This is a genomic window from Paraburkholderia caledonica NBRC 102488 (genome assembly GCF_000685095.1).
Taxonomy (GTDB): Bacteria; Pseudomonadota; Gammaproteobacteria; order Burkholderiales; family Burkholderiaceae; genus Paraburkholderia; species Paraburkholderia caledonica.
In genome coordinates this window covers 132,910-156,125 of the sequence record NZ_BAYE01000003.1, presented here as the reverse complement: position 1 = coordinate 156,125, position 23,216 = coordinate 132,910, and the positions used below count along the sequence as shown (strand labels likewise).

Here is a 23,216-nt window from a genome sequence, read left to right as displayed (position 1 = left end):
TTGATTATTTATGGCTCAGACGACGCACGAGCCAATCCCCGAACGACTGCACCAACTGCACGAAAACGATCAGAATCACGACGACCGTCAACATGACTTCCGGCAGAAACCGCTGATACCCGTACCGGATGCCCAGGTCGCCGAGACCGCCGCCGCCGATCGCGCCCGCCATCGCCGAATACCCGACCAGCGAGACGAACGTGATCGTCAACCCGGCGACGACGCCCGGCAGCGATTCCGGCAACAACACCTTGAATACGATCTGGCTGGTGGTCGCGCCCATTGCTTGCGCCGCCTCGATCAGGCCGCGATCGACTTCGCGCAGCGCGGTCTCGACGAGACGCGCGATGAACGGCGCTGCGGCAATGGTCAGCGGCACAACGGCCGCAGCCGTGCCGATCGACGAGCCGACCACGAGGCGCGTGAACGGAATCACCGCCACGAGCAGGATGATGAACGGCGTAGAGCGAACCGCATTGACGACCACGCCCATCGCACGATTGACTGCGACGTTCTGCAATACGCCTTGACGGTCCGTCAGATATAGCAGCACGCCGAGCGGCAAACCCACCAGCGCGCCGACCAGTCCGGAAATGCCCACCATGACGAGCGTTTCCCAGAACGACTGGACGAACATATCGAACATTTCACTCAACATACGAGAGTTCCTCCACCACCACACCTTGTTCGCGCAGATAAGCGAGCGCTTGCGCCACCTTGGTCGGCTCGCCGCCCGCGAGCACCGCGAGCGAGCCGAACGCCTGCCCCTGGATCTCGTCGATCTGGCCGTGCAGGATGTTGAAGTCGAGTTCGTAGCGGCGAATCGTCTCCGAGAGAATCGGCTGATCGACGCCCGACCCCGTAAACGCGAGGCGCAGCAAATGACCGCTGCCGGTCTTCAAACGCTCGGCCACGCGCGCCTTCATTGCGGGCGGAAGTTCTTGCGCGATCACGTCGCCGATCAGCGCGCGCGTGACTTCGTGATGCGGTTGCAGGAACACGTCGATCACCTTGCCCTCTTCGACCACGCGGCCCGCGTCGAGCACGGCGACGCGGTCGCAAACCTGCTTGATCACGTCCATCTGATGCGTGATCAACACGATGGTCAGATTCAGTTCGCGATTGATCCGCTTGAGCAGTTCGAGGATCGCGCGCGTGGTTTCGGGATCGAGCGCGGACGTCGCTTCGTCCGAGAGCAGCACCTTCGGCTTGCTAGCAAGCGCTCGCGCGATGCCCACGCGTTGCTTTTGCCCGCCGCTGATCTGCGCGGGGTAGCGGTCCTTCTGCGCGGACAAGCCCACGAGTTCAAGCAGCGGCAGCACGTGCGCCTCGATCTCGTCGCGCTTCATGCCGGCGAGTTCGAGCGGAAGCGCGACGTTCTCGTACACCGTGCGCGACGACAGCAGGTTGAAGTGCTGGAAGATCATGCCGATTTCGCGGCGCGCCTCGCGCAGTTGCGCAGCAGGCAGCGTGGTCAGATCCCGTCCGTCGACGACGATGTTGCCTTCCGTTGGACGCGTCAGCAGGTTGATGGTGCGCACAAGCGTGCTCTTGCCCGCACCACTGCGGCCGATGATGCCGAACACTTCGCCCGCCGGAATCGACAGATTGACGTTGTGCAGTGCCTCGACCCAGCCCCGGGGTCCCGCGAACCGCTGGGAGATATTGCGTATTTCGATCATGGAAAAACGAAACGGCGGGTTTGTCGACGAGCGTCATGCGCTCTGCGACCAAGCATCCGCCGTCACTTTTATTGGGATTTGAGCCCGCGATTCTACCGTAGGCGACGTCATTCCCTTTAATAATCAATTACGATTCTTTCATAACTAATTGACATTAGAGGAACATGCAAGGCGCGATTTCGCCGGGCGACACGGCGGCGGTCTATGATCTGCCGGGACCAGAACCAATGGACGCGCCGTCATGGAGACTCCCCAAAACAGCAGCGCTTTCGCCGCCCCGACCGGCGCAGAAAGCACCGAGCCTTTTCGCTCGTCAATCATTGCGGCCGACAACGTGGAATTGCCGCTGTACCGCTGGCCTGTCATAGGAACGCCGCGCGCAACGGTTGCACTGATCCACGGCCTGGCTGAGCACGCAGGCCGCTATCGGGCGCTGGCCACGAGGCTCAATGCGGCCGGCGTCGAACTGCTGGCAATCGACTTGCGCGGCCATGGCCGGGCACCCGGCAAGCGCGCATACGTCGAACGATTCGACGATTACCTGCTGGACGCACAGGCTTTACTCGATGCCGCAGCCCAAGCACGTCCGCATGCACCGATTTTTCTGATGGGCCATAGCATGGGAGGCGCCGTAGCCGCGCTTTACGCGACCGAGCGCCTCGGCACCGCTCGCGACGACCTCGGCACACGCGTGAGCGGTCTGATCCTGTCGAGCCCCGCTCTCGCGCCAGGCCGCGACGTGCCTCGCTGGATGCTCAAGCTGAGTCAGGTGATCAGCCGCGTATGGCCGAGCTTCCCGGCAATGAAAATCGACGCCGCCCTGCTCTCGCGCGTTCCTGCCGTGGTGGACGCGAACCGCAACGACCCGCTCGTGCATCACGGTCCGATCCCCGCGCGCACCGGCGCGGAATTGCTGCTGTCGATGGCGCGCATCGAAGCGGGCCGCGCGGCGCTGCGCTTGCCGCTACTCGTCTATCACGGCACCGCCGACAAGCTCACGGAGCCTCTAGGAAGCCGCGACTTTAGCGAGCACGCCGGATCGCCGGACAAGACGCTGCGGCTCTACGAAGGCAGCTTTCACGAGACGATGAACGATCTGGACGGCGAGCGCGTTGTGAGCGAACTGATCGAGTGGATCGATCAGAGACTGGGGCGCATGCGCTAACGCTTCCAGTCAGGCGGGCGTCTGTCGATGAACGCCTGAACGCCTTCGAGCGCCGAGTCGTCCATCATGTTGCAGGCCATGGTCTGGCCCGCAAGCTGATAAGCGGCTTCGATGCCCATTTCGAGCTGCCGGTAGAACAGTCCCTTGCCGGCAGTCACGGCTTCCACGGGCTTTGCACAAATGCTGGTGGCAAGCCTTGCCACCTCCGCATCCAGGGAGTCCGTAGGCACCACGCGATTGACGAGGCCCTGCCGCTTCGCCTCTGCGGCGTCGATGAAATCGCCGGTCAAGAGCATTTCGAGCGCGGCCTTGCGCGAGAGGTTGCGCGACAGCGGCACCGACGGCGTCGCGCAAAACAGCCCGAGGTTCACGCCCGAGACGGCAAACCGCGCGGTATCCGAAGCCACGGCCAGATCGCACATCGCGACGAGCTGGCAGCCGGCCGCCGTCGCAATCCCGTGAACACGTGCGATCACCGGCTGAGGCAAGCGCTGGATCGTCATCATGAGTTTCGTGCAGCGTGCGAACAGCGCCTGGTAATACTCGAGCGACGGCGCCGCGCGCATCTCTTTCAGATCGTGTCCCGCGCAGAATGCGCGCCCTGCGCCGGCGATCACCACCACGCGCGCCTGCGACACAGCGAGTCCGTTCAACGCTTCCTGCAACGCGTCGAGCAACGGCTCCGAGAGTGCGTTGAACGCGTCGGGCCGGTTCATCGTTAGAAGGACGACGCCCGGCACGCCGTACGCGTCGGCCTCCGTCTCGATCAGCGAAGCGCTCAGTGCATCGGCCTTCATGGCTCGCTCCCATTTCAATGTCCGGCGACCGCAGCCTATGCGGCGCGGTGACTCGTCAGATTCCGGCGAGCGCGCGCACGTGTGCGACGACGCTGCGCCCAAGCGCGGACAGGTTGTAGCCCCCTTCGAGGCAACTCACGATTCGCCCGCGCGCATAGCGGTTTGCGATGTCGCGCATCTGATCGGTGATCCACACGTAGTCGTCTTCGACCAGACCCATGTTGCCGAGATCGTCCTCGCGATGCGCGTCGAAGCCGGCCGAAATGAACAACATCTCAGGTTTGAATTCATTCAGACGAGGCAACCACAGCATGTCGACCGCCTCGCGCACCGCCATGCCTTTCGAGCGCGCGGGCATCGGCACGTTGCACATATTGGGCGCCTGATTGTCGGCGCCGGTGAACGGATAGAACGGATGCTGGAAGATGCTGCACATCAGCACGCGTGAGTCGCCGGAAAACGCCGCCTCCGTACCGTTGCCGTGGTGCACGTCGAAGTCGATGATCGCGACGCGCTGCAAGCCGTGCACCTCCAGCGCATGACGAGCAGCAATCGCGACATTGTTGAAAAAGCAGAAGCCCATCGCGCGCGCGGGTTCCGCGTGATGACCGGGCGGCCGCACACTGCAGAAGGCGTTGTCGAAGCGTCCTTCGATGACCGCGTCGGTGGCGGCCACTGCGGCGCCGGCAGCGCGTAACGCTGCCTGCAAGGTATGCGGATTCATCGACGTGTCGGGGTCGATTTCAGCCATGCCTTCGGCCGGCGAACGGCTGCGAATGTAATCGATGTGCGCTTGCGTGTGCACGCGTAGCAGCGCCGCTTCGTCGGCGAGCGGCGGCGACTCCCGTTCGATCAACGCGTCGATGCGACTTGCGATCAATTGATCTTCGATGGCCTGCAGCCGTGCAGGGCACTCGGGATGCCATTGCCCCATGTCGTGCAGCAGACAGTCGGCGTGGGAATAGAAACCTGTTGCCATGATTTTCTTCTGCGGCGCGTGGCCTTCGAGGCGTGCGCGGCGCGTCTCCATCCAGGGGCGCGCGCCCGCGGCGCGCCAACATCGTCAAGTTACCACACGACGTGGCTGTAACGCGTCCGGCACAGTTTCGCGAGAGGCCTCGGGTATACTACCCCGATCCGTTTTCCTCCTGTCTTCGTCCTTTCGCACTGCGCCCCCAGCTCACTATGACCGTCAAGCTTGCTCTGTCTGCACGAAACCGGCTCAGCACCCGAACCATCGCCGCCGCACTCTCCATCGCATCGTGCATGTTCATGGCAACCACTCCGGCACTTGGGCAGATCGCCGGAAAAAAACCGCCGACGCTGCTCGCTCAGGCACAACCGCAAACAGCGGTGCCGCAAGGGCAAACCTTCGAAGAAGAAATCATTCCGCAGCGCTACGCGAACAACCCGAATGTCGATGCATTCATCAACGATATGGTGGCGCGCTACGACTTCGACGAGTCGTCGCTGCATTCGCTTTTTGCCGGCGTGAGCTATTCGGCGACCGCGGTCAAGCTGGTGACGCCGTCGCCGTCTCCTTCGGTGAAGAACTGGCGCGCGTATCAGTCGCGTTTTCTCGATCAGATCCGCATCAACGCGGGCATTCGCTTCTGGCGCGCGAATCAGGCTACGCTGCAGCGTGCGTACGAGGAGTTTGGCGTGCCGCCGGAGGTGATCGTCGGCATTCTCGGCGTGGAAACGATCTACGGGCGTTTCATGGGCAACTTCCGCGTCCTCGACGCGCTGACTACGCTCAGTTTCGACTATCCGAACACGCCTAATCGCGCCGACCGTCAGGCGACGTTCCGCAAGAATCTCGAAGACTACCTGGTGTGGACGCGCGATTCGCAGATCGACCCGACCACGGTGCTCGGATCGTACACGGGCGCGATCGGCATTCCGCAGTTCCTGCCGAGCAGCATCACACAGTACGCGGTGAGTTACGACGGCAACAAGGAAATCGACCTGCGCACGAGCCAGGCGGATGCGATCGGCAGCGTGGCGAACTATCTGCGGCAGAACGGCTGGGAAAACGGCCGGCCCGTGGTATGGAAAATCGGTACGGACGCTGGCAGCCTGGGCGTCGCGCAAGCCGCCGCCGACGGTGCGCCGGAGCCGCATTGGCCGCTCGACCAGTTGTTGCGCGCGGGGCTGCTGCTCAATGAGCCGAGCGTGAATATCGCGTCGGAAGCGGGAACGCCTGTCACGGTGGTCGACCTGCCGTCGCCGGGCCGCGGCACGGAATATATGCTGGGCCTGAAAAATTTCTACGTGCTCACGCGCTACAACCGCAGCTTCTTTTATGCACTCGCGGTTTATCAGTTGGGCGAGCGCATCAAGTCGCAGATGCAAGCAAGCGACGCAGCGAGTTCGGCCAATGCTCAGAACAACGCAGCGCCCCCAAGCGCGGCTTCGCAATAGTTCATAGCGCGGACTGCAGGCCGATACCTGCGCGCTATAGATGTAAAAAAAGCGCCTGCTGGCGCTTTTTTTAACTGACGCTATATCGTATTGCGCGTGAGCGACACTGTCCGCTTACGCCGGAAACACGCCGGTGGACAAGTAACGGTCGCCGCGGTCGCAGACGATGAACACGATGGTCGCATTCTCGACCTGACGCGCGACGCGCAATGCCACCTCGCACGCTCCGCCCGACGAAATGCCCGCAAAAATGCCTTCGACGGAAGCCAACCGGCGCGCCATTGCTTCGGCCGCGGCCTGACTCACGTTCTCGACGCGGTCGACCCGGCTACGGTCGAAGATCTTCGGCATATAAGCCTCTGGCCATTTACGGATGCCTGGAATGCGCGACCCTTCCTCGGGCTGCGCGCCGACAATTTCGATCGCCTGATTCTGCTGCTTCAGGTAACTGGACACGCCCATGATGGTGCCCGTCGTGCCCATGGACGACACGAAGTGCGTGATGCGCCCTTCCGTGTCGTGCCAGATTTCGGGGCCTGTGCCTTCGACGTGCGCCGCCGGATTGTCCGGATTCGCAAATTGGTCGAGGATAATGCCCTTGCCGTCGCGCTGCATCTGTTCGGCCAGATCGCGCGCGTATTCCATGCCGCCCGTTACGGGCGTGAGGATGATCTGCGCACCGTATGCGGCCATGCTTTGACGGCGCTCTACCGACAGGTCTTCCGGCATGATCAGAACCATCTTGTAGCCGCGGATCGCCGCTGCCATGGCGAGCGCGATGCCGGTGTTGCCGCTTGTCGATTCGATCAGCGTGTCACCCGGTTTGATACGGCCGCGCGCTTCCGCTTTCTTGATCATCGACAACGCCGGGCGATCTTTCACCGAGCCTGCGGGGTTGTTACCCTCGAGCTTGGCGAGGACCACGTTGTTACGGCTGCGGATCTCGTCGTCGGGGAGCCGGACGAGTTGCACGAGCGGCGTATTGCCGATCGTGTCTTCAATCGTTTTGTAAGCCATATAGGTTCTGGTGCTGTCGATGCGCGAAGTCTTCAATGCTTTGATTCTAAACCACCGTGCCCACCGTTGCCGCGCGGCCCTTCTGCCCGCATGGATGCAACCTCTCCCACGCAAAAAGCCCGCGGCTGAGTACCGCGGGAGCCAGTCATGCATATGACGGCTTAAGGAGCGCTGTTGCCGGCTCCGACCATGAAGGGAATACGATGGCGAATCGCGCGCGGCGCAACCGGGACCGCGCGCCCGACTCGCGTCAGACTATTTCTTCACCGCCACGGTGGCGCCGCCTTTAGGCGTATTGGCCGGAACGGTCGCGCCTTTGGTCTGTGAAGACGCCGCAACCTGCGAGCCAGCAGCCGCGCCAGCCGGACCGACAGCGAGACCCTCCGCCTGCAGGCGCTCGACGGTATGCCCGCCCATGCCCTTGACCCGCTTGCCGAGATCGGTCGGGTCCTTGAACGGACCATGCGCTGAACGCTCTTCGAGAATGGCTTTCGCTTTGGCAGGACCGATGCCTTTGATGCCGCGCAGTGCGTCCTCGTTAGCCGTGTTGACGTCGACCGACGCATACGCGTGACCGAAAGCGGCGAGCATGGCCGCGGTAACCAGAATTTTTCGAAACATATGGAATCTCCCTCGTACAACCGGTTGGCGACATCACCAACCGGGAGATTCCAGTTTAAAGAGGTATCCGAATTATTTACACCTGGCCGAACAGCCAACGCACGTAACGATCGACACCTTCCTGCACGCTCAGGAACGGCGCGTCGTAACCGGTCGCCCGCAGCTTCGTGAGGTCGGCTTGCGTGAAGCACTGATACTTGCCGCGTAATGCGTCGGGAAACGGGATGTACTCGATCAGCCCGCGTTGCACCTGATCTGCGAGGGACAGCGACGGCTCATTGTTCAACGAGCGCAGCGTGTTGACTACCGTGCTCGCAATGTCGTTGAATGGCTGCGCGCGCCCGCTGCCCAGGTTGAAGATGCCTGACTTGTCGGGATTGTCGAAGAAGAACAGGTTGACCTTCACCACGTCTTCCACGGAGACAAAGTCGCGGGTCTGTTCGCCCGCGGCGTAACCGTTGTATTCGCCGAACAGCTTGACCTTGCCCTCCGCGCGGAACTGGTTGAAGTTGTGGAACGCCACCGACGCCATGCGCGCCTTATGCGTTTCGCGCGGACCGTAGACGTTGAAGTAGCGAAATCCGGCGATCTGGCTTCTGGCGGTCGGCAGCACGCGGCGAATGACCTGATCGAACAGGAACTTCGAATAGCCGTACACGTTCAGCGGCTGCTCGACTTCGCGCTCTTCGACGAAACGGCTCGAGCCGCCATACGTTGCCGCCGAGGACGCGTACAGGAACTGGATGTTCTGCGCGAGGCAGACGTCGAGCACGTCGCGGCTGTAGCGGAAGTTGTTGTCCATCATGTAGCGGCCGTCGGTTTCCATTGTGTCCGAACAGGCGCCTTCGTGGAAAATCGCGCGAACTTTGCCGAAGTCGCCACGCTTAAGGCGTTCGACGAATTCGGTCTTGTCCAGGTAGTCGTCGATTTCGCAGTCGACGAGGTTCTTGAACTTGTCGGCGCGCGTCAGATTGTCCACCGCGATGATGCGTTGTTCACCGCGCTCGTTGAGCGCTTTCACGAGGTTGCTGCCGATAAAACCGGCCGCGCCGGTGACGATAAGGGTCATGATGGTCCCGCGGTAATGAGCCTTGTAGGGACTCGCGTGAGCGCTCAGGCGCCAACGCGAATCGTCAGGGTCAGTCGACGTCCTGCCGATCCTTTCTGCACGTAGCCCGAAGGCGTGCGGCAACGAATCTGGCGGGCGGCGTCATTGAAAGAGTTCGTCGTAGTCCACGGTAGCGGTGCCGAGTTTGCCGACCACGATTCCTGCCGCCCGATTGGCGAGACCGACCGCTTCGACCAGCGTGAGACCCGCGCCCAGCATGGCCGCGAGCGTGGCGATCACCGTGTCGCCCGCACCAGAAACATCATACACTTCACGTGCGACAGCCGATGTGTGCAGGATGCCGTCATTGGAGAACAGCGTCATGCCCTCTTCCGAACGCGTGAGCAGCAAAGCCTCGAACTGAAGATCCGCGCGCAGTTTGCTCACGCGCTCGGTCAGGTCTTCTTCCGATTTCCACTGACCGACCACCTCGCGCAACTCCGCGCGATTCGGCGTGATCAAGGTAGCGCCCCGATAGCGTTCCCAGTCGTCGCCCTTCGGATCGACCAGCACCGGTTTGCCTGCGGCATGCGCCCTCGCGATCATCTTCGTGACGTGGGTCAGGCCGCCCTTTGCGTAATCGGACATCAGGATCACGTCGTGCGAAGGCAGCAATTCGTCGAAGCGAGCAAGACCCGCGAGCAGCACTTCATGCGCCGGCGAGTTCTCAAAATCGACGCGCAGCAGTTGCTGCTGACGCGACAACACACGCAGCTTGATTGTCGTTAGAAGCGCGGGATCGCGTTCGAGATGCGGGTTCACGCCGCTCTCGCCGAGCAACTGCACGATGCGCTCGCCCGGTTCGTCATGTCCGACGACGCACAGGAGGCTCGCTTGCGCACCGAGCGCCGCCGCATTGCGCGCGACGTTCGCCGCGCCGCCAAGCCGGTCTTCCTGGCGCTGCACGTGCACGACCGGCACCGGCGCCTCCGGCGAAATACGATTGACGTCGCCGAACCAGTAGCGGTCCAGCATCACGTCGCCGACCACGAGGACGCGCGCGGCAGCGAGTTGCGCGCGCGGCACCACGGCCAGTGTGGGCGAAGTCGTGGAGTTGGGCATGGACGTGGCGGATGCGGGCATGATCTCAGGCATCGGCCGCACGTTTGGAGGGTTGGGCATAAGGACGTCCAATCGAGTGATAGTCGATGCCGAGTTCGTTCATGGCATCCGGCTCGTACAGATTGCGGCCGTCGAAAATCACCGGCGACTTGAGCACGGATTTCAGATACGCGAAGTCGGGGCTCTTGAACTCCTTCCATTCGGTGACGATCACGAGCGCGTCGGCGCCCGTGAGCGTTTCGTCCTGCGTGCTCATGAAGGTAAGACGCTCGAGCTGTTCCGGCGAATCGTGCAGATCCATCGCGAAAACGCGCCGCGCTTCTGCCACGGCGACCGGATCGTACGCGCGCACGTTGGCGCCGCGCGCCAGCAGTTCAGCGATTACGCGGCGGCTCGGCGCTTCGCGCATGTCGTCGGTGTTCGGCTTGAACGCGAGGCCCCAAACGGCAAACGTGCGGCCGGACAGGTCGTTGCCCCATTTGTGCGCGATCTTCTGTACAAGCACGTCTTTCTGCGTGTAGTTCACTTCCTCGACGGCCTCGAGAATGCGCAGATTGTGGCCGCTTTCGCTGGCAGTGCGAATCAGCGCCTGCACGTCTTTCGGGAAGCATGAACCGCCGTAGCCGCAACCGGCATACAGGAAGTGATAGCCGATCCGCGGGTCCGAGCCGATTCCGCGGCGCACCGCCTCGATGTCTGCGCCGACACGGTCCGCGAGATTGGACATCTCGTTCATGAACGAGATGCGCGTGGCGAGCATCGCGTTGGCTGCGTACTTGGTGAATTCGGCCGAACGCACGTCCATATACAGCGTGCGTTCGTGATTGCGGTTAAACGGCGCATACAGGCGCTTCATCAGTTCACGCGCGCGCAAGCCGGCTTCGTCTTCGTCGCTGCCGAGCACGATGCGGTCGGGTCGCATGAAGTCGTCTACTGCCGCGCCTTCCTTCAGGAACTCGGGATTCGACACCACCGAGAAGCGGTGCTGTCCGCTACCGGCGAGCCCGCGCTTGCCCAGTTCTTCATCGATCACCGCGCGCACGCGCTGTGCAGTGCCGACCGGCACCGTCGACTTGTCCACAATTACCTTGAAGCCGTTCATCGTACGGCCAATGTTGCGCGCGGCTTCCAGCACGTATTGCAGATCGGCCGAGCCGTCCTCGTCGGGCGGCGTGCCGACGGCGATGAATTGAACGTCACCGTGAGCGACGCTCGCTTCGATGTCCGTCGAAAACGTGATGCGGCCGGCCGCGCGCGTACGCGCGATGATTTCCTGCAAGCCCGGCTCGTGAATAGGCACGCCACCGTTGTTGAGGATTTCGATTTTGCGCGGATCGACGTCGAGGCAGAACACGTCGTTGCCGATTTCAGCGAGGCACGCGCCAGTGACGAGGCCGACATAGCCGGTGCCGATAATGGTGATTTTCATACGCTTTCCGGTTGAAGGTTCCGGTGATGATTCCCGGCGGTGAAGAAGCCGGTCATCAGCACGATGTCAAATCCGTCCGCGAACTCAGTTCGTTGCGGTGATCGGTTCGACCCGGCGCGGCGCGTAGGTTTCCCAACCGCTGCAACCCGGGCACTGCCAGTAGAAAAGCCGCGCCCTGAAGCCGCAATTCTGGCACGTGTAGCGCGGCAGATTTTTGGTGCGCTGGCGGATCAGCGTGCGCATCAGTTCGAGTTCGCTACGCCGCGGCTCTTCCGCGACGGCCTGTTGCGCTTCGAGCAGCCGCGTCATGCCCGCGAGATTTGGCGACTTCTGCATCTGCGACCGTGCGAGCGCATGCGCCGCATCGGGCCCGCGCAGCGACGCGACGTGCTGATACGCGACGTCGAGCAGATCATTGCTCGGATAGCGGTCGACCCATGTGGTGAGCAGATCGGCGCCTTCCTGCGCTCGGCCGAGCGCTTCGTACGCCTTCATCAGCTTCTCGGCGACGAGCGGCAGATAGGCAGGGTTCTGTTCCTCGACCCGCCGCCATTGTTCGATCGCCGCTTCTTGTGCCCCGCCGGCCGCGTCGACGTCGCCGAATAGAATCGTGGCGCGCACGTTGGTCGGGTTCGCCTTCAGCGCGAATCCGAGTTGCCGGCGTGCTTCGTCGGGTTTTTTCTGTTGCAGCGCTTCCTGCGCGAGTTCGCAATGGAACTGCGCGATTTCCTTGTCGAGCGACTCCGCGCCCATCGTTTCCAGATGACGCGCTGTGTCGATCGACTTGATCCAGTCCTTCTCGATTTCGTAGATGGTAAGCAGCGCGCGCTGTGCACCCAACGCGTAGTCGCCGGTTTCGAGCGAACGGAAGGTTTCTTCCGCGCGGTCCAGCAGGCCGGCTTTCAGGAAGTCCTGCCCGAGTTCGAATAGCGCGTGATCACGCTCACTGACCGGTAGATCGGCACGACTCAGGAGATTCTGATGCACCCGAATTGCGCGGTCCGTTTCTCCGCGGCGCCGGAAAAGATTGCCCAATGCAAAGTGAAGTTCGACAGTTTCAGGATCGAGCTTGACCACTTCGATGAACGCGTCGATCGCCTGATCCGGCTGCTCGTTGAGCAGAAAGTTGAGTCCGCGGAAATAGGAGCGCGGAAGATTGGCGCTTTCTGACAGCAGCGTCTTGAGGTCGTAGCGCGCAGCCATCCAGCCGAACGCAAAAGCGACGGGTATGACGAGCAGCCACCAGAAGTCTAGATCCATGCGATGAATGCAAATGAGCCTGAAGGCGGAAATGGAATGCCGCGCGCTATGTGCGCGGCGAACGACAAAATCAGATCAGCGGCGGCATGGGCGGCTGTTCAACGACGACCGGCGCCTCGCGCGCCACACGCAGTTCTCGTTTGAGGCGGCCATTCTCCATGCGCAGGCGCACGACAGCCGGCATCGACGAAACGAGACCTGCGAGCAGCCCAACCCCGAAAAACGCGAGGCCAATCAGGATGAGCGGCGCCGACCACGCGTAGCCAGCGAGGAAATTCAGCGTAGCAGGTTGCGTATTGGAAAGTGCAAGCACCAACAGCAGCACGAACACCAGTACACGGATCAGCCAGACGATAAATTTCATGAATAGATCTCTTGACGGCAGTTGCGGGGTGACGCCGGCCTGATGACGCGTCGCGCCACGGTGTTGCCCGCGCCGAAGTGACCCGTATTGTAATTGAAGCCCTCGCGACTGGGCAGGAACTGGCGGATCCTGCGCTTACAGAAAAGCAGTGGTGACCATGCGGACGCGGGGCGGATTTGGCGCGATCGTTGTGAGCTCAGTGTGGCTGAACGTGTCGGGGATTGGGGCGTGGACGGGGGCCTGGAAGTCGGCTTGGAAGTCGGCTGGAGACTCGGCTTAGAAGTGGCCTAGAAGTCGGCCGAGAACCTGGCTTGGAACTTGGCTGAAAGCGCAGCTAGTAAGTCGCCGGACATTGCGGCGGACAACTCAGCCGGCACGGGCGTGTCCGCCAAGGTGGACCGAAAATGCGCAGGCGAAAAAAAAGCGCCCGGAGGCGCATTTCTTCTTTTTGCCGACTGGCACTGGCCGCTGACGCTACCAAAGCCACGCTGCCAAATGCACAGCGGATGGCGGAGCATTTACAGATCGTCGTCCGGCTCTTCGGCCTTCAACGGCTCACCCGCGCGACGATCGACCCGCTCGCGCAATTCCTTGCCCGGCTTGAAGTGCGGCACGTACTTCTCAGGCACCAGCACTTTTTCGCCCGACTTCGGATTGCGCCCGACGCGGGAAGGACGGCGGTTCAGGCCGAAGCTGCCGAAACCTCGAATTTCGATGCGATGACCTTTGGCAAGCGCCTCCGACATCGCATCAAGCATCGTCTTCACCGCGAAATCCGCATCTTTTAGGACAAGCTGCGGAAACCGCGTAGCCAGTTGGGCGACCAATTCCGATTTGGTCATACTGCAGCAGACCTCTCAAGAAAACGCCGAGCCGCCCCCAGATTTTCCCCGCAAAGGGATACCTGCCGCGCAAAGACGGCAGGTTCGAGGGCGTTCCTCAATTACTGGTTCTGACCGTCGAGCTTGGCCTTCAGCAGTGCGCCGAGGTTGGTCGTGCCGGTAGCAGCTGCGCTGGAATCCGACGAAGCCAGGCCGCGGATCGCTTCCTGTTGCTCAGCCGAGTCCTTCGCCTTGATCGACAGGTTGATGCCACGCGACTTGCGATCGATGTTGATGATCATCGCGTTGACCTTGTCGCCTTCCTTCAGCACGTTGCGAGCATCTTCCACGCGGTCTTGTGCGATTTCCGAAGCGCGCAGGTAGCCTTCGACTTCAGCCGACAGCTGAACCACTGCACCCTTCGCGTCTACCGTCTTGACCACGCCGTCGACGATCGAGCCCTTGTCATTCATTGCAACGAAGTTGCTGAACGGGTCGCCTTCGAGCTGCTTGATACCCAGCGAAATGCGTTCCTTCTCGACGTCGATGCCGAGAACAATCGCTTCCACTTCGTCGCCCTTCTTGTACTTGCGAACAGCTTCTTCGCCCGTTTCCGACCACGACAGGTCCGACAGGTGAACCAGACCGTCGATGCCGCCCGGCAGACCGATGAAGACGCCGAAGTCGGTGATCGACTTGATGGCGCCTTGCAGCTTGTCGCCCTTCTTGAAGTTGCGGCTGAAGTCGTCCCACGGGTTCGGCTTGCACTGCTTCATGCCGAGGCTGATACGGCGGCGGTCTTCGTCGATTTCGAGAACCATGACTTCGACTTCGTCGCCCAGCTGAACAACTTTCGACGGTGCAACGTTCTTGTTCGTCCAGTCCATTTCCGACACGTGGACGAGGCCTTCGATGCCCGATTCCACTTCGACGAATGCGCCGTAGTCGGTGATGTTCGTGACCTTACCGAACAGGCGCGTGCCCGACGGGTAACGACGCGAGATGCCTTCCCACGGATCGTCGCCGAGTTGCTTGATGCCCAGCGAAACGCGGTTCTTTTCCTGGTCGAACTTGAGAATCTTGGCGGTGACTTCCTGGCCAACCGACAGAACTTCGCTCGGGTGACGCACACGACGCCATGCGATGTCGGTGATGTGCAGCAGGCCGTCGATACCGCCGAGGTCCACGAACGCGCCGTAGTCGGTGATGTTCTTCACCACGCCTTCCACGATCGCGCCTTCCTTCAGCGTTTCGAGCAGCTTTGCGCGCTCTTCACCCTGGGTCGCTTCGATCACGGCACGGCGCGACAGCACGACGTTGTTACGCTTGCGGTCGAGCTTGATGACGCGGAACTCGAGCGTCTTGCCTTCGTACGGGGTCGTGTCCTTGACCGGACGCGTGTCGACCAGCGAACCCGGCAGGAACGCGCGGATGCCGTTGACCATCACGGTCATGCCGCCCTTGACCTTGCCCGTGATCGTGCCGGTCACGAGTTCGTTGTTGTCGAGAGCCTTTTCCAGCGACAGCCACGAAGCCAGACGCTTCGCCTTGTCGCGCGACAGGATCGTGTCGCCATAGCCGTTTTCCAGCGCGTCGATCGCGACGGAAACGAAGTCGCCCGCCTGCACTTCTACCTCGCCCGCGTCGTTCAGGAACTCTTCGAGCGGGATGTAGGCTTCGGACTTGAGACCAGCGTTGACGACCACGAAGTTGTGGTCAACACGCACGACTTCAGCGGAGATCACTTCGCCGGCGCGCATGTCTTGCTTGGTCAGCGACTCTTCGAACAGAGCCGCAAAAGATTCGGTATTCGGGGTAGAGGTTTGCAGGTCGGACATAAAAATCGAAATTTGCATGGTTCTCGCGCTGCCCGGCTGGCCGGACGGTCAGCAACTACGGCAAGAATGCGAATGCCACGCGGGGTTAAAGGGTTAATACAACGCTTCGCGACCATCGCGAAGCACCAACACACAATGGAACTACGACTGCGGCCGCGCATTCATGTGCGACCGATGCTCGATGCATTCCAGTCACGCCTGCGGAACCAGGGCTTCGTACCATTGGACTACCTGCTCGACCGCCTGATCGACCGATAAGGCGGACGTATCGAGCAGCTTTGCATCCACTGCGGGCTTAAGCGGCGCGGCTGCGCGCTGACTGTCACGCTCGTCGCGCTCACGCAAATCCCGGAGCAAGTTATCTATGTTAGCAGAAAAGCCTTTTTGTATCAATTGCTTATGCCGCCGCGCCGCGCGGGCTTCCACGCTGGCGGTCATGAACACCTTGAGCACGGCGTCCTGGAAGATGACCGTGCCCATATCGCGACCATCCGCGACGAGGCCCGGCTCCTTGCGAAACGCCCGTTGGCGCGCCACCAGCGCGGCCCTCACAGGAGCATGCACGGCGATCGCGGAAGCGCGGCTGCCCACTTCCTCGGCGCGAATGTCCGCCGAAACGTCCACTCCGTCGAGCTGAGCGAGGCCTTCGCGAAACGTGATATGCAGGTCGTCGATCAGCTTTACAAGGGCCTCGACGTCGTCCGCTGCCACGTCGTAGCGAATGCTGGCGAGCGCGGCGAGGCGGTACAGCGCTCCGCTGTCGAGCAGGTGGAAGCCGAGGCTCGCGGCAACCAGCGCGGCCACGGTGCCTTTGCCGGAGGCACTCGGGCCGTCGATCGTAATGACGGGCGTCTGGTGAAAGGGACGGATCGGTTTCATCGAAAGAGTCGCACGTCAGGCGATTCGCACAGGAATCAGGGTTGGGCAAGCGCGGTGAAGCGCTCGAAATAATCGGGAAATGTCTTGCCGACGCACTTCGGGTCGTTGATCCGGACCGGCACGCCGCCGAGACTCACGAGCGAAAAACACATCGCCATGCGGTGATCGTCGTAGGTGTCGATCGACGCGTTCGGAATCAGTTTCTCAGGCGGCGTGACCACCAGGAAGTCTTCGCCCTCCTGCACCTTTGCGCCAACCTTGCGCAGTTCGGTGGCCATCGCCGCGATCCGGTCCGTTTCTTTCACGCGCCAGCTCGCAATGTTGCGCAACGTGGTCGTGCCGTCGGCGAACAGCGCGGCAACCGCTATGGTCATGGCGGCGTCGGGGATCAGGTTGAAGTCCATGTCGATCGGCTCGAGCTTGCCGCTGTCGTGGCCGACACCGCGCACTTCGATCCAGTCCTCGCCCATTTGCAGATTCGCGCCCATCTTGATGAGCGCATCCGCAAAGCCGACGTCGCCCTGAATGCTTGACCGGCCGACGCCCTCCACCTTCAGCGGCCCGCCGCCGAGCGCGCCCGCCGCGAGGAAATAGGACGCCGACGACGCGTCGCCTTCCACCATGATGGTTCCCGGCGACTGATAACGCTGCCCCGCCGGCACCACGAACCGATGCCAGCCGTTGCGTTCGACCTCAATGCCAAAGCGCGCCATCAGCTTGATCGTGATGTCGATATACGGCTTGGAGATGAGTTCGCCGTCGACCTGGACGGTGCTCACGCCGCTTTCGGTGCGCAAAAGCGGCAGTGTCATCAGCAGCGACGTGAGGAACTGGCTGGAGACGTCGCCGCGCACGCGGATCGGCGCCTCGGCGGAAATCTGCGCCGGACGGATTCGCAGCGGCGGAAAGCCTTCGTTTTCCTCGTAGTCGATTCTCGCGCCGATCTGCCGCAATCCATCGACCAGATCGCCGATTGGCCGCTCGTGCATGCGCGGCACGCCGTGAATGCGATAGTCGCCGCCATTCACCGCGAGTGCCGCGGTCAGCGGACGGACCGCCGTACCGGCATTGCCGAGGAACAGATCGGCCGTGCGCGCCGTGAAAGCGCCGCGCGTGCCGGTCACGACGCAGGAGTCGCCGTCGCGCTTCAGACGCACACCCAGCTTTTCGAGCGCGTCGAGCATTACGCGGGTGTCGTCGGAGTCGAGCAGGTTCGTGATTGTCGTTTCGCCTTCAGCGAGCGCCGCGAGGAGCAGCACCCGATTCGAAATGCTCTTCGAGCCAGGCAAACGAACCGTGCCGGACGCACGAGAAAATGGTCCGAGATCGAGGAATTCCATGATTGAGTCCAGTTTCCGGTTATTTGGACGCGTCGCCCGGCGCGCCGCCGCCCGCGCGTTGCTCCTGCCATTCGGTACGCGCGAGGCGAGAGCGGGCGAACACGGCTTCGAGCGCGGCGCCGTCGGCAGCCTCGATAGCCGTGCGCAGGCGCGCTATCACTGCAGAGTAGGCGTCGAGTTCGTCAAGCAGCGCAACGCGATTGGCGATGCAGACGTCGCGCCACATTTCCGGGCTCGACGCGGCGATTCGCGTGAAGTCGCGAAAGCCGCCCGCGGCGAACGAAAATTTCAGTGCGGCATCGGGCGAATTGAGAATCTGTTCGACGAGCGCGAACGACAATACATGCGGCAAATGACTGACCGACGCGAACACGCGGTCGTGCTGCCCGGGCGCCATGTCGCGCACGAGCGCGCCAGTCGCGCGCCACATCGCCGCGATGCGCTCGACGGTCCGTGGCGCATTCTCCGGCAACGGACACAGTACGACATTGCGGCCTACATACAGGTCCGGCAATGCGGCCTCGACGCCGCTCGCCTCGCGCCCGGCGATGGGATGTCCCGGCACGAACTGGCCGATGCGCGCGCCCAGTGCGGCACGGGCAGCGGCGACAACGTCGGATTTGGTGCTGCCGGCGTCGGTCACGATCGTATCAGCGCCGAGAAATGGCGCAATGCGTTCAAGAAGCGGCTGAGTCTGCGCAACAGGCGCCGCGAGCAGCACGACGTCGGCGTCGGCAAGCGCTTCGCGCAGGGCAGCGTCGTCGGTCAATGCCGCCGCACTATCGATCACGCCGAGTTCGACCGCGCGCCCGGTCGATGAAGCCGAGCGGCCGACGCCAATTACCGTGCGCGCACCGTCCGCTTCGCCGCGCTCGCGCAGTGCGCGCGCAAGCGATCCGCCGATCAGGCCGACACCAAAGATCACCAGCTTGTTAAAAGAAAACGCGGCCACGTCGGTCACACAAAAAGCGCGCCTTTCATATCGACGAGGCGCGTGGGTCAAGGTTCGCCGCCTAGGCGGTGGCGAGGGTTTTTTCGAGTGCGGCGATGAACGCCTCGTTTTCTTCCGGCAGTCCGATCGTGACGCGCAGCCACTGCGGTAATCCGTAGTTGCCGACCGGACGCACGATCACCCCCTGCTTCAGCAATTCAGTGTTCACGCGATTGCCGGCCGCGTCGTCATTGCCGACTCGCACCAGCACGAAATTGCCGTCAGACGGCACGTATTCGAGGCCGAGCTTCTCAAACGCTTCAGTCAAACGGCGATAACCCTGCGCGTTCAGCGCCGCGCTTTTCTCCAGGAACGCCTTGTCGTTGAGCGCGGCGATGGCTGCGGCTTGCGCGAGCGTGTTCACATTGAACGGCTGACGCAGACGGTTCAGCAAGTCGGTCAACTCCGGCTGGGCGATCCCAAAGCCGACACGCAAGCCCGCGAGACCGAACGCCTTCGAAAACGTGCGCGACACGAGCAGGTTCGGATAACGGCGCACCCACTCGATGGAGTCGTAGCGCTTTTCCGCGGGCAGATATTCCGTGTATGCCTCGTCCAGAACCACTGCCACGTTGCGCGGCACCTTGTCGAGAAACGCTTCGAGCTTCGAACCTTCGATAAACGTACCGGTCGGGTTGTTCGGATTGGCGACGAAGATCAGCCGCGTGTCGCCGGTGATCGCGGCCAGCATCGCGTCGAGATCGTGCCCGTACTTGACCGCCGGCACCACGATCGCCCGCGCGCCCAGGCCTTGCGTGGCGAGTGCGTAGACCGCGAACGAGTATTGCGCGTAAATGATCGACTGCCCTTTCTCGACGAACGCGTGCGCGGCAATTTCGAGAATGTCGTTGCTGCCATTGCCGAGCGTGATCCAGTCCGACGGCACGCCGTAACGCTCGCTCAATGCGGCCTTCAGTTCGAACGCATTTGCGTCGGGATAGCGGCCCAACTCGCTCGCGGCTTGCGCCATCGCACGTTTAGCCGACTCCGGCATGCCGAGCGGATTCTCGTTCGACGCGAGCTTTACGATGTTCGCTTCGTCCAGCCCGAACTCGCGCGCCACTTCAGAAATGGGCTTACCGGCAATGTAGGGCGCTATAGCGCGCACGTAAGAAGGACCGAAGGACGTTGTCATGAAATCTCCGAACGATTATTAAAAATGTCGCGGCCAGCGCGCCGGCCTACTGTCTGCGTGAGCTTACTCGCCGACCGGTGACCGTTAGCGCGCACGCGGGTACGAGCCGAGAATCTTCAGAAACGCTGCCTTCTCGCCAAGCTCTTTAAGCGCGGCAGCTACAGCCGGATCGTCGCGGTGGCCTTCGACGTCGATATAAAAGTAGTACTCCCACGTACCCACGCGCGCGGGCCGCGATTCGAAGCGGGTCATCGAGACGCTATGACGCGCGAGCGGCTCCAGCAGCTTGAACACGGCGCCCGGCTCATTTGCCACCGACACGATCAGCGACGTCTGGTCGTGTCCGCTCACGCCTGTGCGCTCCTTGCCGATCATGACGAAGCGGGTGCGGTTGTGCGGGTCGTCCTGAATTAGCGCATAGGCAACTTGCAAGCCGTAGTGGGTCGCAGCGCGGTCGCCCGCGATCGCCGCGACGGTCGGATCTTCCGCCGCCATACGCGCGGCTTCCGCGTTGCTCGACACCGCCTGGCGCTCCAGATGCGGCGCATTGGTTGCGAGCCAGCGCTGACATTGCGCGAGCGCCTGCGCGTGCGCACACACGCGCGTGACGCCCGCAAGGCCGCCATTCAGCGTCAACAGATTGTGATGAATCGGCAACGCAAGTTCGCCGCCAATCGCCAACTGAGTTTGCAACAGCAGATCCAGCGTGCGCGATACCGCGCCTTCGGTCGAATTCTCGACAGGCACGACGCCGAATTCGGCGGCGCCTGCTTCGACCGAGCGAAATACTTCGTCGATCGACGGACACGGCAGTCCCTCGATCGACTGACCGAAGTACTCGTGCATGGCTTGCTCGCTGTAGGTGCCCACCGGCCCGAGGTAAGCCGCCTTGATTGTCTTCTCGAGCGCCCGGCTGGCCGCCATGATCTCGCGCCAGATCGCGCTGATATGCTCGCTCGCCAACGGCCCCTCGCTCATGTCCTGCAGACGGGCGATCACCTGCTGCTCGCGCTCGGGACGAAACACCGGCGCGTTGAAATGCTTTTTGACCTCGCCGACTTCGAGCGCCACCGCGGCGCGCTGATTGAGAAGCGCGATCAGCTGCGCGTCGAGCGCGTCGATGCGTTCGCGAAGAGGTTTGAGTCGGTTATTGAGTTCGTCGTCCATGCGTGAAAACGGTCCTGCCGATAGCTGCTGGAAAAAAAGCGTGCTGGAAAGGATGCGCGCGCCGAATGCCGAAGCACTCAGGCGCTGCGCTGTTCAAATTCCTTCATGTATTCGACAAGCGCTTTGACGCCTTCGAGCGGAACGGCGTTGTAAATCGACGCCCGCATGCCGCCGACGGACTTGTGGCCCTTTAGCTGCACCATTCCCCGCGCTTTCGCGCCGGCGAGAAATTCTTCATTGCGCGACTCGTCGGCGAGGAAGAACGGTACGTTCATCCGCGAACGCGAGCTACGCTCGACCTTGTTCAGATAGAAGTTGCTCGAGTCGATCGTGTCGTACAACAGCTTCGATTTCTCGAGATTACGCGCTTCGATTGCGGCAAGGCCGCCCTGCTTCTTCAACCACTTGAACACCAGCCCCGCGATGTAGATCGCATACGTGGGCGGCGTGTTGTACATGGAATTGTTCTCGGCGACGGTTTTCCATTCGAACGCCGACGGGCAGATGGCCTGTGCGCGATCCAGCATGTCCTCGCGCACGATCACGACCGTCACGCCGGCCATGCCGATATTCTTCTGCGCGCCGCCAAACAGCACGCCGTATTTGGCGATGTCCATGGGACGCGACAGGATGTGAGACGATGCGTCCGCCACCAACGGCACGTTGCCGAGATCAGGAATCTCGAATGTCTCGACGCCGTGGATCGTTTCGTTCGTGCACAAGTGCACGTAAGCCGGATCGTCCGACATTTGCCATTCGGAAAATGCGGGCGCGCGCGTGAAACCGTCAGCCGTCTCGCCGCTTGCCGCAACGTGCACGGTGCCGTACTTCTGCGCTTCCTTCAGTGACTTTTGCGACCATGAACCCGTGACGACGAAATCGGCGCGCGGCTTCGCACCGAGCAGGTTCATCGGCACGATTGCGTTTTCGCCCAGACCGCCGCCTTGCAGAAACAGGATGCGGTGGCTCGCCGGCACGGCCAGCAACTCGCGCAGATCGAGGAGCGCTTCCTCGTGGATCGACATGAATTCTTTTCCACGATGGCTCATTTCCATCACGCTCATGCCGCTGCCTTGCCAGTCGAGCATCTCGTCGGCTGCCTGACGCAGCACTTCTTCGGGCATGGCCGCCGGGCCGGCGGAGAAATTAAAGACGCGCATCGTGAGATCCTGAAAGCGGCGCGAAAACGGAAGATCGCGCACGAGTCGGCGAAGTGGCCGCCGCGAAAATAAGCTGCTGAACCGCCCAGATTATTGGCAGACGAGAAACGCTGTGTCGATCAGCAACGCGGCGATCAGACCGCAGAAGCCTCCACAAGCTCCCACCAAAAAATAATGGCCATTTGCGCACACGCGCAAACGGCCATTATCGCACTGTCCCCGCGAACCCGCCAAACCGGCGGCCCTGCGACGGGCCGCCACTGGCGCGCGAGCGCAGTCTTCGCCCGAGGCTTTACTTAGCCGGCTTGACCGAAGCGACTTCCTTGTCAGCCTGGTCACGCGTCGCCTTGATCGATTGCGGCATGTACTTTTGCATCAAGCCGTTGACGACGTCGCGGCCAACCTGGTCCTGAACCTGGATGAACTTGCGGCCCGTCGGGCTCTTATAGAACGTGGTCAGATCTTTGATTTCCGACGTGCTGTAGTACTTTGCGTAAGCATCGTACTGAGCTTGCATTGCGTCCTGGCGGAAGCTGTCCGTCGCGAAGACCTGGCCTGCGCCGTCAACCAGCTTCGGCACTGCGTTCTTTTGCAGCGTCGGGACGGAAGCCTGCTTCTGCTTGTCCGTCATCGTCTTGTTCTCGCTCAGCGCGTCCGAAAGGATAGCCGGGACCAGCTGCTTTGCTTGCATTTGCGCGCTGTTGCCGATTGCGCCGACGAGCTTCTGCGCGTCGATTGCGTCCAGCAGGTCCTTGATTGCAGCCTGCTTGGCCGGATCAACCGGTGCTGCGGCAGCAGCCGGAGCCGACGGAGCCTGGCTCTGAAGCGCTTGAGCCATTGCAAACGTCGGCACGAGGGCAGCCAGCAACGCCAGTTGTTTAAATCGTTTCTGCATCATTACTCCCTAATAGAAATTGACTTGAACTGCTTGCCGCGCAGAAAGCATGTCGGCCCGA

22 protein-coding genes are annotated in these 23,216 nt (G+C 62.0%); 2 read left to right on the top strand and 20 right to left on the bottom strand.

All coding sequences use genetic code 11. The annotated features are described in order from the left end of the window. Window positions 1–4 precede the first annotated feature (4 nt). Together BCA01S_RS07715 and BCA01S_RS07710 are read right to left on the bottom strand one after the other, a co-directional pair. Window positions 5–658, bottom strand: coding sequence for a methionine ABC transporter permease (locus BCA01S_RS07715; RefSeq protein ID WP_020068958.1), 654 nt, complete (start codon window positions 656–658; stop codon window positions 5–7). Then, complete coding sequence (locus tag BCA01S_RS07710) at window positions 648–1,682, bottom strand: methionine ABC transporter ATP-binding protein (protein WP_027776432.1); 1,035 nt, start codon at window positions 1,680–1,682, stop codon at window positions 648–650. Before BCA01S_RS07710 ends, BCA01S_RS07715 begins: the two co-directional genes overlap by 11 nt. A 241-nt stretch (window positions 1,683–1,923) precedes the next feature. Between BCA01S_RS07710 and BCA01S_RS07705 the strand changes: the two genes are divergently transcribed. Beyond that, window positions 1,924–2,847 (top strand): alpha/beta hydrolase, encoded by a 924-nt coding sequence (locus tag BCA01S_RS07705; protein ID WP_027776431.1) that lies wholly within the window; start codon window positions 1,924–1,926, stop codon window positions 2,845–2,847. On the opposite strand, the gene BCA01S_RS07700 is transcribed toward BCA01S_RS07705, so the two are convergent. Further along, entirely contained in the window at window positions 2,844–3,644 is an 801-nt protein-coding gene (locus BCA01S_RS07700) for an enoyl-CoA hydratase (protein ID WP_027776430.1), read from the bottom strand. The genes BCA01S_RS07705 and BCA01S_RS07700 overlap by 4 nt on opposite strands. Window positions 3,645–3,699: 55 nt before the next feature. Beyond that, on the bottom strand, window positions 3,700–4,623 hold the full coding sequence (locus tag BCA01S_RS07695; RefSeq protein WP_027776429.1) for a histone deacetylase family protein: 924 nt from the start codon (window positions 4,621–4,623) through the stop codon (window positions 3,700–3,702). A gap of 287 nt (window positions 4,624–4,910) precedes the next feature. On the opposite strand from BCA01S_RS07695, the gene mltB reads away from it, so the two are divergent. After that, window positions 4,911–6,068 (top strand): lytic murein transglycosylase B, encoded by a 1,158-nt coding sequence (gene mltB, locus BCA01S_RS07690; protein ID WP_027776428.1) that lies wholly within the window; start codon window positions 4,911–4,913, stop codon window positions 6,066–6,068. A 114-nt stretch (window positions 6,069–6,182) separates the two neighbouring features. Here the strand turns inward: mltB and cysM are convergent, their stop codons facing one another. From cysM to BCA01S_RS07610, 16 genes are all read right to left on the bottom strand, one after another. Then, a complete protein-coding gene (cysM, locus tag BCA01S_RS07685) occupies window positions 6,183–7,085 on the bottom strand; it encodes a cysteine synthase CysM (RefSeq protein WP_027776427.1) in 903 nt (300 codons plus the stop codon). Between the two features lie 255 nt (window positions 7,086–7,340). Next, window positions 7,341–7,706, bottom strand: coding sequence for a ComEA family DNA-binding protein (locus BCA01S_RS07680; protein ID WP_027776426.1), 366 nt, complete (start codon window positions 7,704–7,706; stop codon window positions 7,341–7,343). Between the two features lie 76 nt (window positions 7,707–7,782). Next, entirely contained in the window at window positions 7,783–8,775 is a 993-nt protein-coding gene (gene rfaD, locus BCA01S_RS07675) for an ADP-glyceromanno-heptose 6-epimerase (protein ID WP_027776425.1), read from the bottom strand. 141 nt (window positions 8,776–8,916) lie between these two features. Further along, window positions 8,917–9,936: a D-glycero-beta-D-manno-heptose-7-phosphate kinase gene (gene rfaE1, locus BCA01S_RS34660; protein ID WP_084166820.1), complete on the bottom strand. Its 1,020-nt coding sequence runs from the start codon at window positions 9,934–9,936 to the stop codon at window positions 8,917–8,919. Further along, on the bottom strand, window positions 9,902–11,305 hold the full coding sequence (locus BCA01S_RS07665) for a UDP-glucose dehydrogenase family protein (protein ID WP_027776424.1): 1,404 nt from the start codon (window positions 11,303–11,305) through the stop codon (window positions 9,902–9,904). The genes rfaE1 and BCA01S_RS07665 overlap by 35 nt, the downstream gene beginning before the upstream one ends. A gap of 84 nt (window positions 11,306–11,389) precedes the next feature. Beyond that, window positions 11,390–12,565 (bottom strand): lipopolysaccharide assembly protein LapB, encoded by a 1,176-nt coding sequence (lapB, locus tag BCA01S_RS07660; RefSeq protein WP_027776423.1) that lies wholly within the window; start codon window positions 12,563–12,565, stop codon window positions 11,390–11,392. Between the two features lie 70 nt (window positions 12,566–12,635). Then, window positions 12,636–12,929: a LapA family protein gene (locus BCA01S_RS07655; RefSeq protein WP_020068970.1), complete on the bottom strand. Its 294-nt coding sequence runs from the start codon at window positions 12,927–12,929 to the stop codon at window positions 12,636–12,638. A 518-nt stretch (window positions 12,930–13,447) separates the two neighbouring features. Continuing rightward, window positions 13,448–13,771 carry an integration host factor subunit beta gene (locus BCA01S_RS07650; RefSeq protein ID WP_006050255.1) on the bottom strand — a complete coding sequence of 108 codons (324 nt, stop codon included), beginning with the start codon at window positions 13,769–13,771 and terminating at the stop codon, window positions 13,448–13,450. 101 nt (window positions 13,772–13,872) lie between these two features. Then, a complete protein-coding gene (gene rpsA, locus BCA01S_RS07645; protein WP_020068971.1) occupies window positions 13,873–15,606 on the bottom strand; it encodes a 30S ribosomal protein S1 in 1,734 nt (577 codons plus the stop codon). A 174-nt stretch (window positions 15,607–15,780) separates the two neighbouring features. Continuing rightward, on the bottom strand, window positions 15,781–16,467 hold the full coding sequence (gene cmk, locus BCA01S_RS07640) for a (d)CMP kinase (protein ID WP_027776422.1): 687 nt from the start codon (window positions 16,465–16,467) through the stop codon (window positions 15,781–15,783). Window positions 16,468–16,502: 35 nt separating this feature from the next. Continuing rightward, on the bottom strand, window positions 16,503–17,807 hold the full coding sequence (gene aroA / locus BCA01S_RS07635; RefSeq protein ID WP_027776421.1) for a 3-phosphoshikimate 1-carboxyvinyltransferase: 1,305 nt from the start codon (window positions 17,805–17,807) through the stop codon (window positions 16,503–16,505). A 19-nt stretch (window positions 17,808–17,826) separates the two neighbouring features. Continuing rightward, window positions 17,827–18,768: a prephenate dehydrogenase gene (locus BCA01S_RS07630; protein ID WP_027776420.1), complete on the bottom strand. Its 942-nt coding sequence runs from the start codon at window positions 18,766–18,768 to the stop codon at window positions 17,827–17,829. A gap of 52 nt (window positions 18,769–18,820) precedes the next feature. After that, window positions 18,821–19,933, bottom strand: coding sequence for a histidinol-phosphate transaminase (gene hisC / locus BCA01S_RS07625; protein WP_027776419.1), 1,113 nt, complete (start codon window positions 19,931–19,933; stop codon window positions 18,821–18,823). 84 nt (window positions 19,934–20,017) lie between these two features. Continuing rightward, window positions 20,018–21,100, bottom strand: coding sequence for a prephenate dehydratase (pheA, locus tag BCA01S_RS07620; RefSeq protein ID WP_027776418.1), 1,083 nt, complete (start codon window positions 21,098–21,100; stop codon window positions 20,018–20,020). A 77-nt stretch (window positions 21,101–21,177) separates the two neighbouring features. After that, window positions 21,178–22,260 carry a 3-phosphoserine/phosphohydroxythreonine transaminase gene (gene serC / locus BCA01S_RS07615; RefSeq protein WP_027776417.1) on the bottom strand — a complete coding sequence of 361 codons (1,083 nt, stop codon included), beginning with the start codon at window positions 22,258–22,260 and terminating at the stop codon, window positions 21,178–21,180. Between the two features lie 292 nt (window positions 22,261–22,552). Then, window positions 22,553–23,155 carry a DUF2059 domain-containing protein gene (locus BCA01S_RS07610; RefSeq protein ID WP_027776416.1) on the bottom strand — a complete coding sequence of 201 codons (603 nt, stop codon included), beginning with the start codon at window positions 23,153–23,155 and terminating at the stop codon, window positions 22,553–22,555. Window positions 23,156–23,216: the final 61 nt, after the last annotated feature.

What these genes read in the sequence shown, in the direction of transcription:
- BCA01S_RS07715 (WP_020068958.1), bottom strand. Translation starts at nt 658, where the DNA reads ATGTTGAGTGAAATGTTCGATATGTTCGTCCAGTCGTTCTGGGAAACG.
- BCA01S_RS07705 (WP_027776431.1), top strand. Translation starts at nt 1,924, where the DNA reads ATGGAGACTCCCCAAAACAGCAGCGCTTTCGCCGCCCCGACCGGCGCA.
- serC (WP_027776417.1), bottom strand. Translation starts at nt 22,260, where the DNA reads ATGCGCGTCTTTAATTTCTCCGCCGGCCCGGCGGCCATGCCCGAAGAA.
- lapB (WP_027776423.1), bottom strand. Translation starts at nt 12,565, where the DNA reads ATGGATCTAGACTTCTGGTGGCTGCTCGTCATACCCGTCGCTTTTGCG.
- rfaD (WP_027776425.1), bottom strand. Translation starts at nt 8,775, where the DNA reads ATGACCCTTATCGTCACCGGCGCGGCCGGTTTTATCGGCAGCAACCTC.
- BCA01S_RS07695 (WP_027776429.1), bottom strand. Translation starts at nt 4,623, where the DNA reads ATGGCAACAGGTTTCTATTCCCACGCCGACTGTCTGCTGCACGACATG.
- aroA (WP_027776421.1), bottom strand. Translation starts at nt 17,807, where the DNA reads ATGGAATTCCTCGATCTCGGACCATTTTCTCGTGCGTCCGGCACGGTT.
- BCA01S_RS07665 (WP_027776424.1), bottom strand. Translation starts at nt 11,305, where the DNA reads ATGAAAATCACCATTATCGGCACCGGCTATGTCGGCCTCGTCACTGGC.
- pheA (WP_027776418.1), bottom strand. Translation starts at nt 21,100, where the DNA reads ATGGACGACGAACTCAATAACCGACTCAAACCTCTTCGCGAACGCATC.
- mltB (WP_027776428.1), top strand. Translation starts at nt 4,911, where the DNA reads ATGTTCATGGCAACCACTCCGGCACTTGGGCAGATCGCCGGAAAAAAA.
- cysM (WP_027776427.1), bottom strand. Translation starts at nt 7,085, where the DNA reads ATGGCTTACAAAACGATTGAAGACACGATCGGCAATACGCCGCTCGTG.
- BCA01S_RS07680 (WP_027776426.1), bottom strand. Translation starts at nt 7,706, where the DNA reads ATGTTTCGAAAAATTCTGGTTACCGCGGCCATGCTCGCCGCTTTCGGT.
- rpsA (WP_020068971.1), bottom strand. Translation starts at nt 15,606, where the DNA reads ATGCAAATTTCGATTTTTATGTCCGACCTGCAAACCTCTACCCCGAAT.
- cmk (WP_027776422.1), bottom strand. Translation starts at nt 16,467, where the DNA reads ATGAAACCGATCCGTCCCTTTCACCAGACGCCCGTCATTACGATCGAC.
- BCA01S_RS07650 (WP_006050255.1), bottom strand. Translation starts at nt 13,771, where the DNA reads ATGACCAAATCGGAATTGGTCGCCCAACTGGCTACGCGGTTTCCGCAG.
- hisC (WP_027776419.1), bottom strand. Translation starts at nt 19,933, where the DNA reads ATGACAACGTCCTTCGGTCCTTCTTACGTGCGCGCTATAGCGCCCTAC.
- BCA01S_RS07655 (WP_020068970.1), bottom strand. Translation starts at nt 12,929, where the DNA reads ATGAAATTTATCGTCTGGCTGATCCGTGTACTGGTGTTCGTGCTGCTG.
- BCA01S_RS07700 (WP_027776430.1), bottom strand. Translation starts at nt 3,644, where the DNA reads ATGAAGGCCGATGCACTGAGCGCTTCGCTGATCGAGACGGAGGCCGAC.
- rfaE1 (WP_084166820.1), bottom strand. Translation starts at nt 9,936, where the DNA reads ATGCCCAACCCTCCAAACGTGCGGCCGATGCCTGAGATCATGCCCGCA.
- BCA01S_RS07610 (WP_027776416.1), bottom strand. Translation starts at nt 23,155, where the DNA reads ATGCAGAAACGATTTAAACAACTGGCGTTGCTGGCTGCCCTCGTGCCG.
- BCA01S_RS07710 (WP_027776432.1), bottom strand. Translation starts at nt 1,682, where the DNA reads ATGATCGAAATACGCAATATCTCCCAGCGGTTCGCGGGACCCCGGGGC.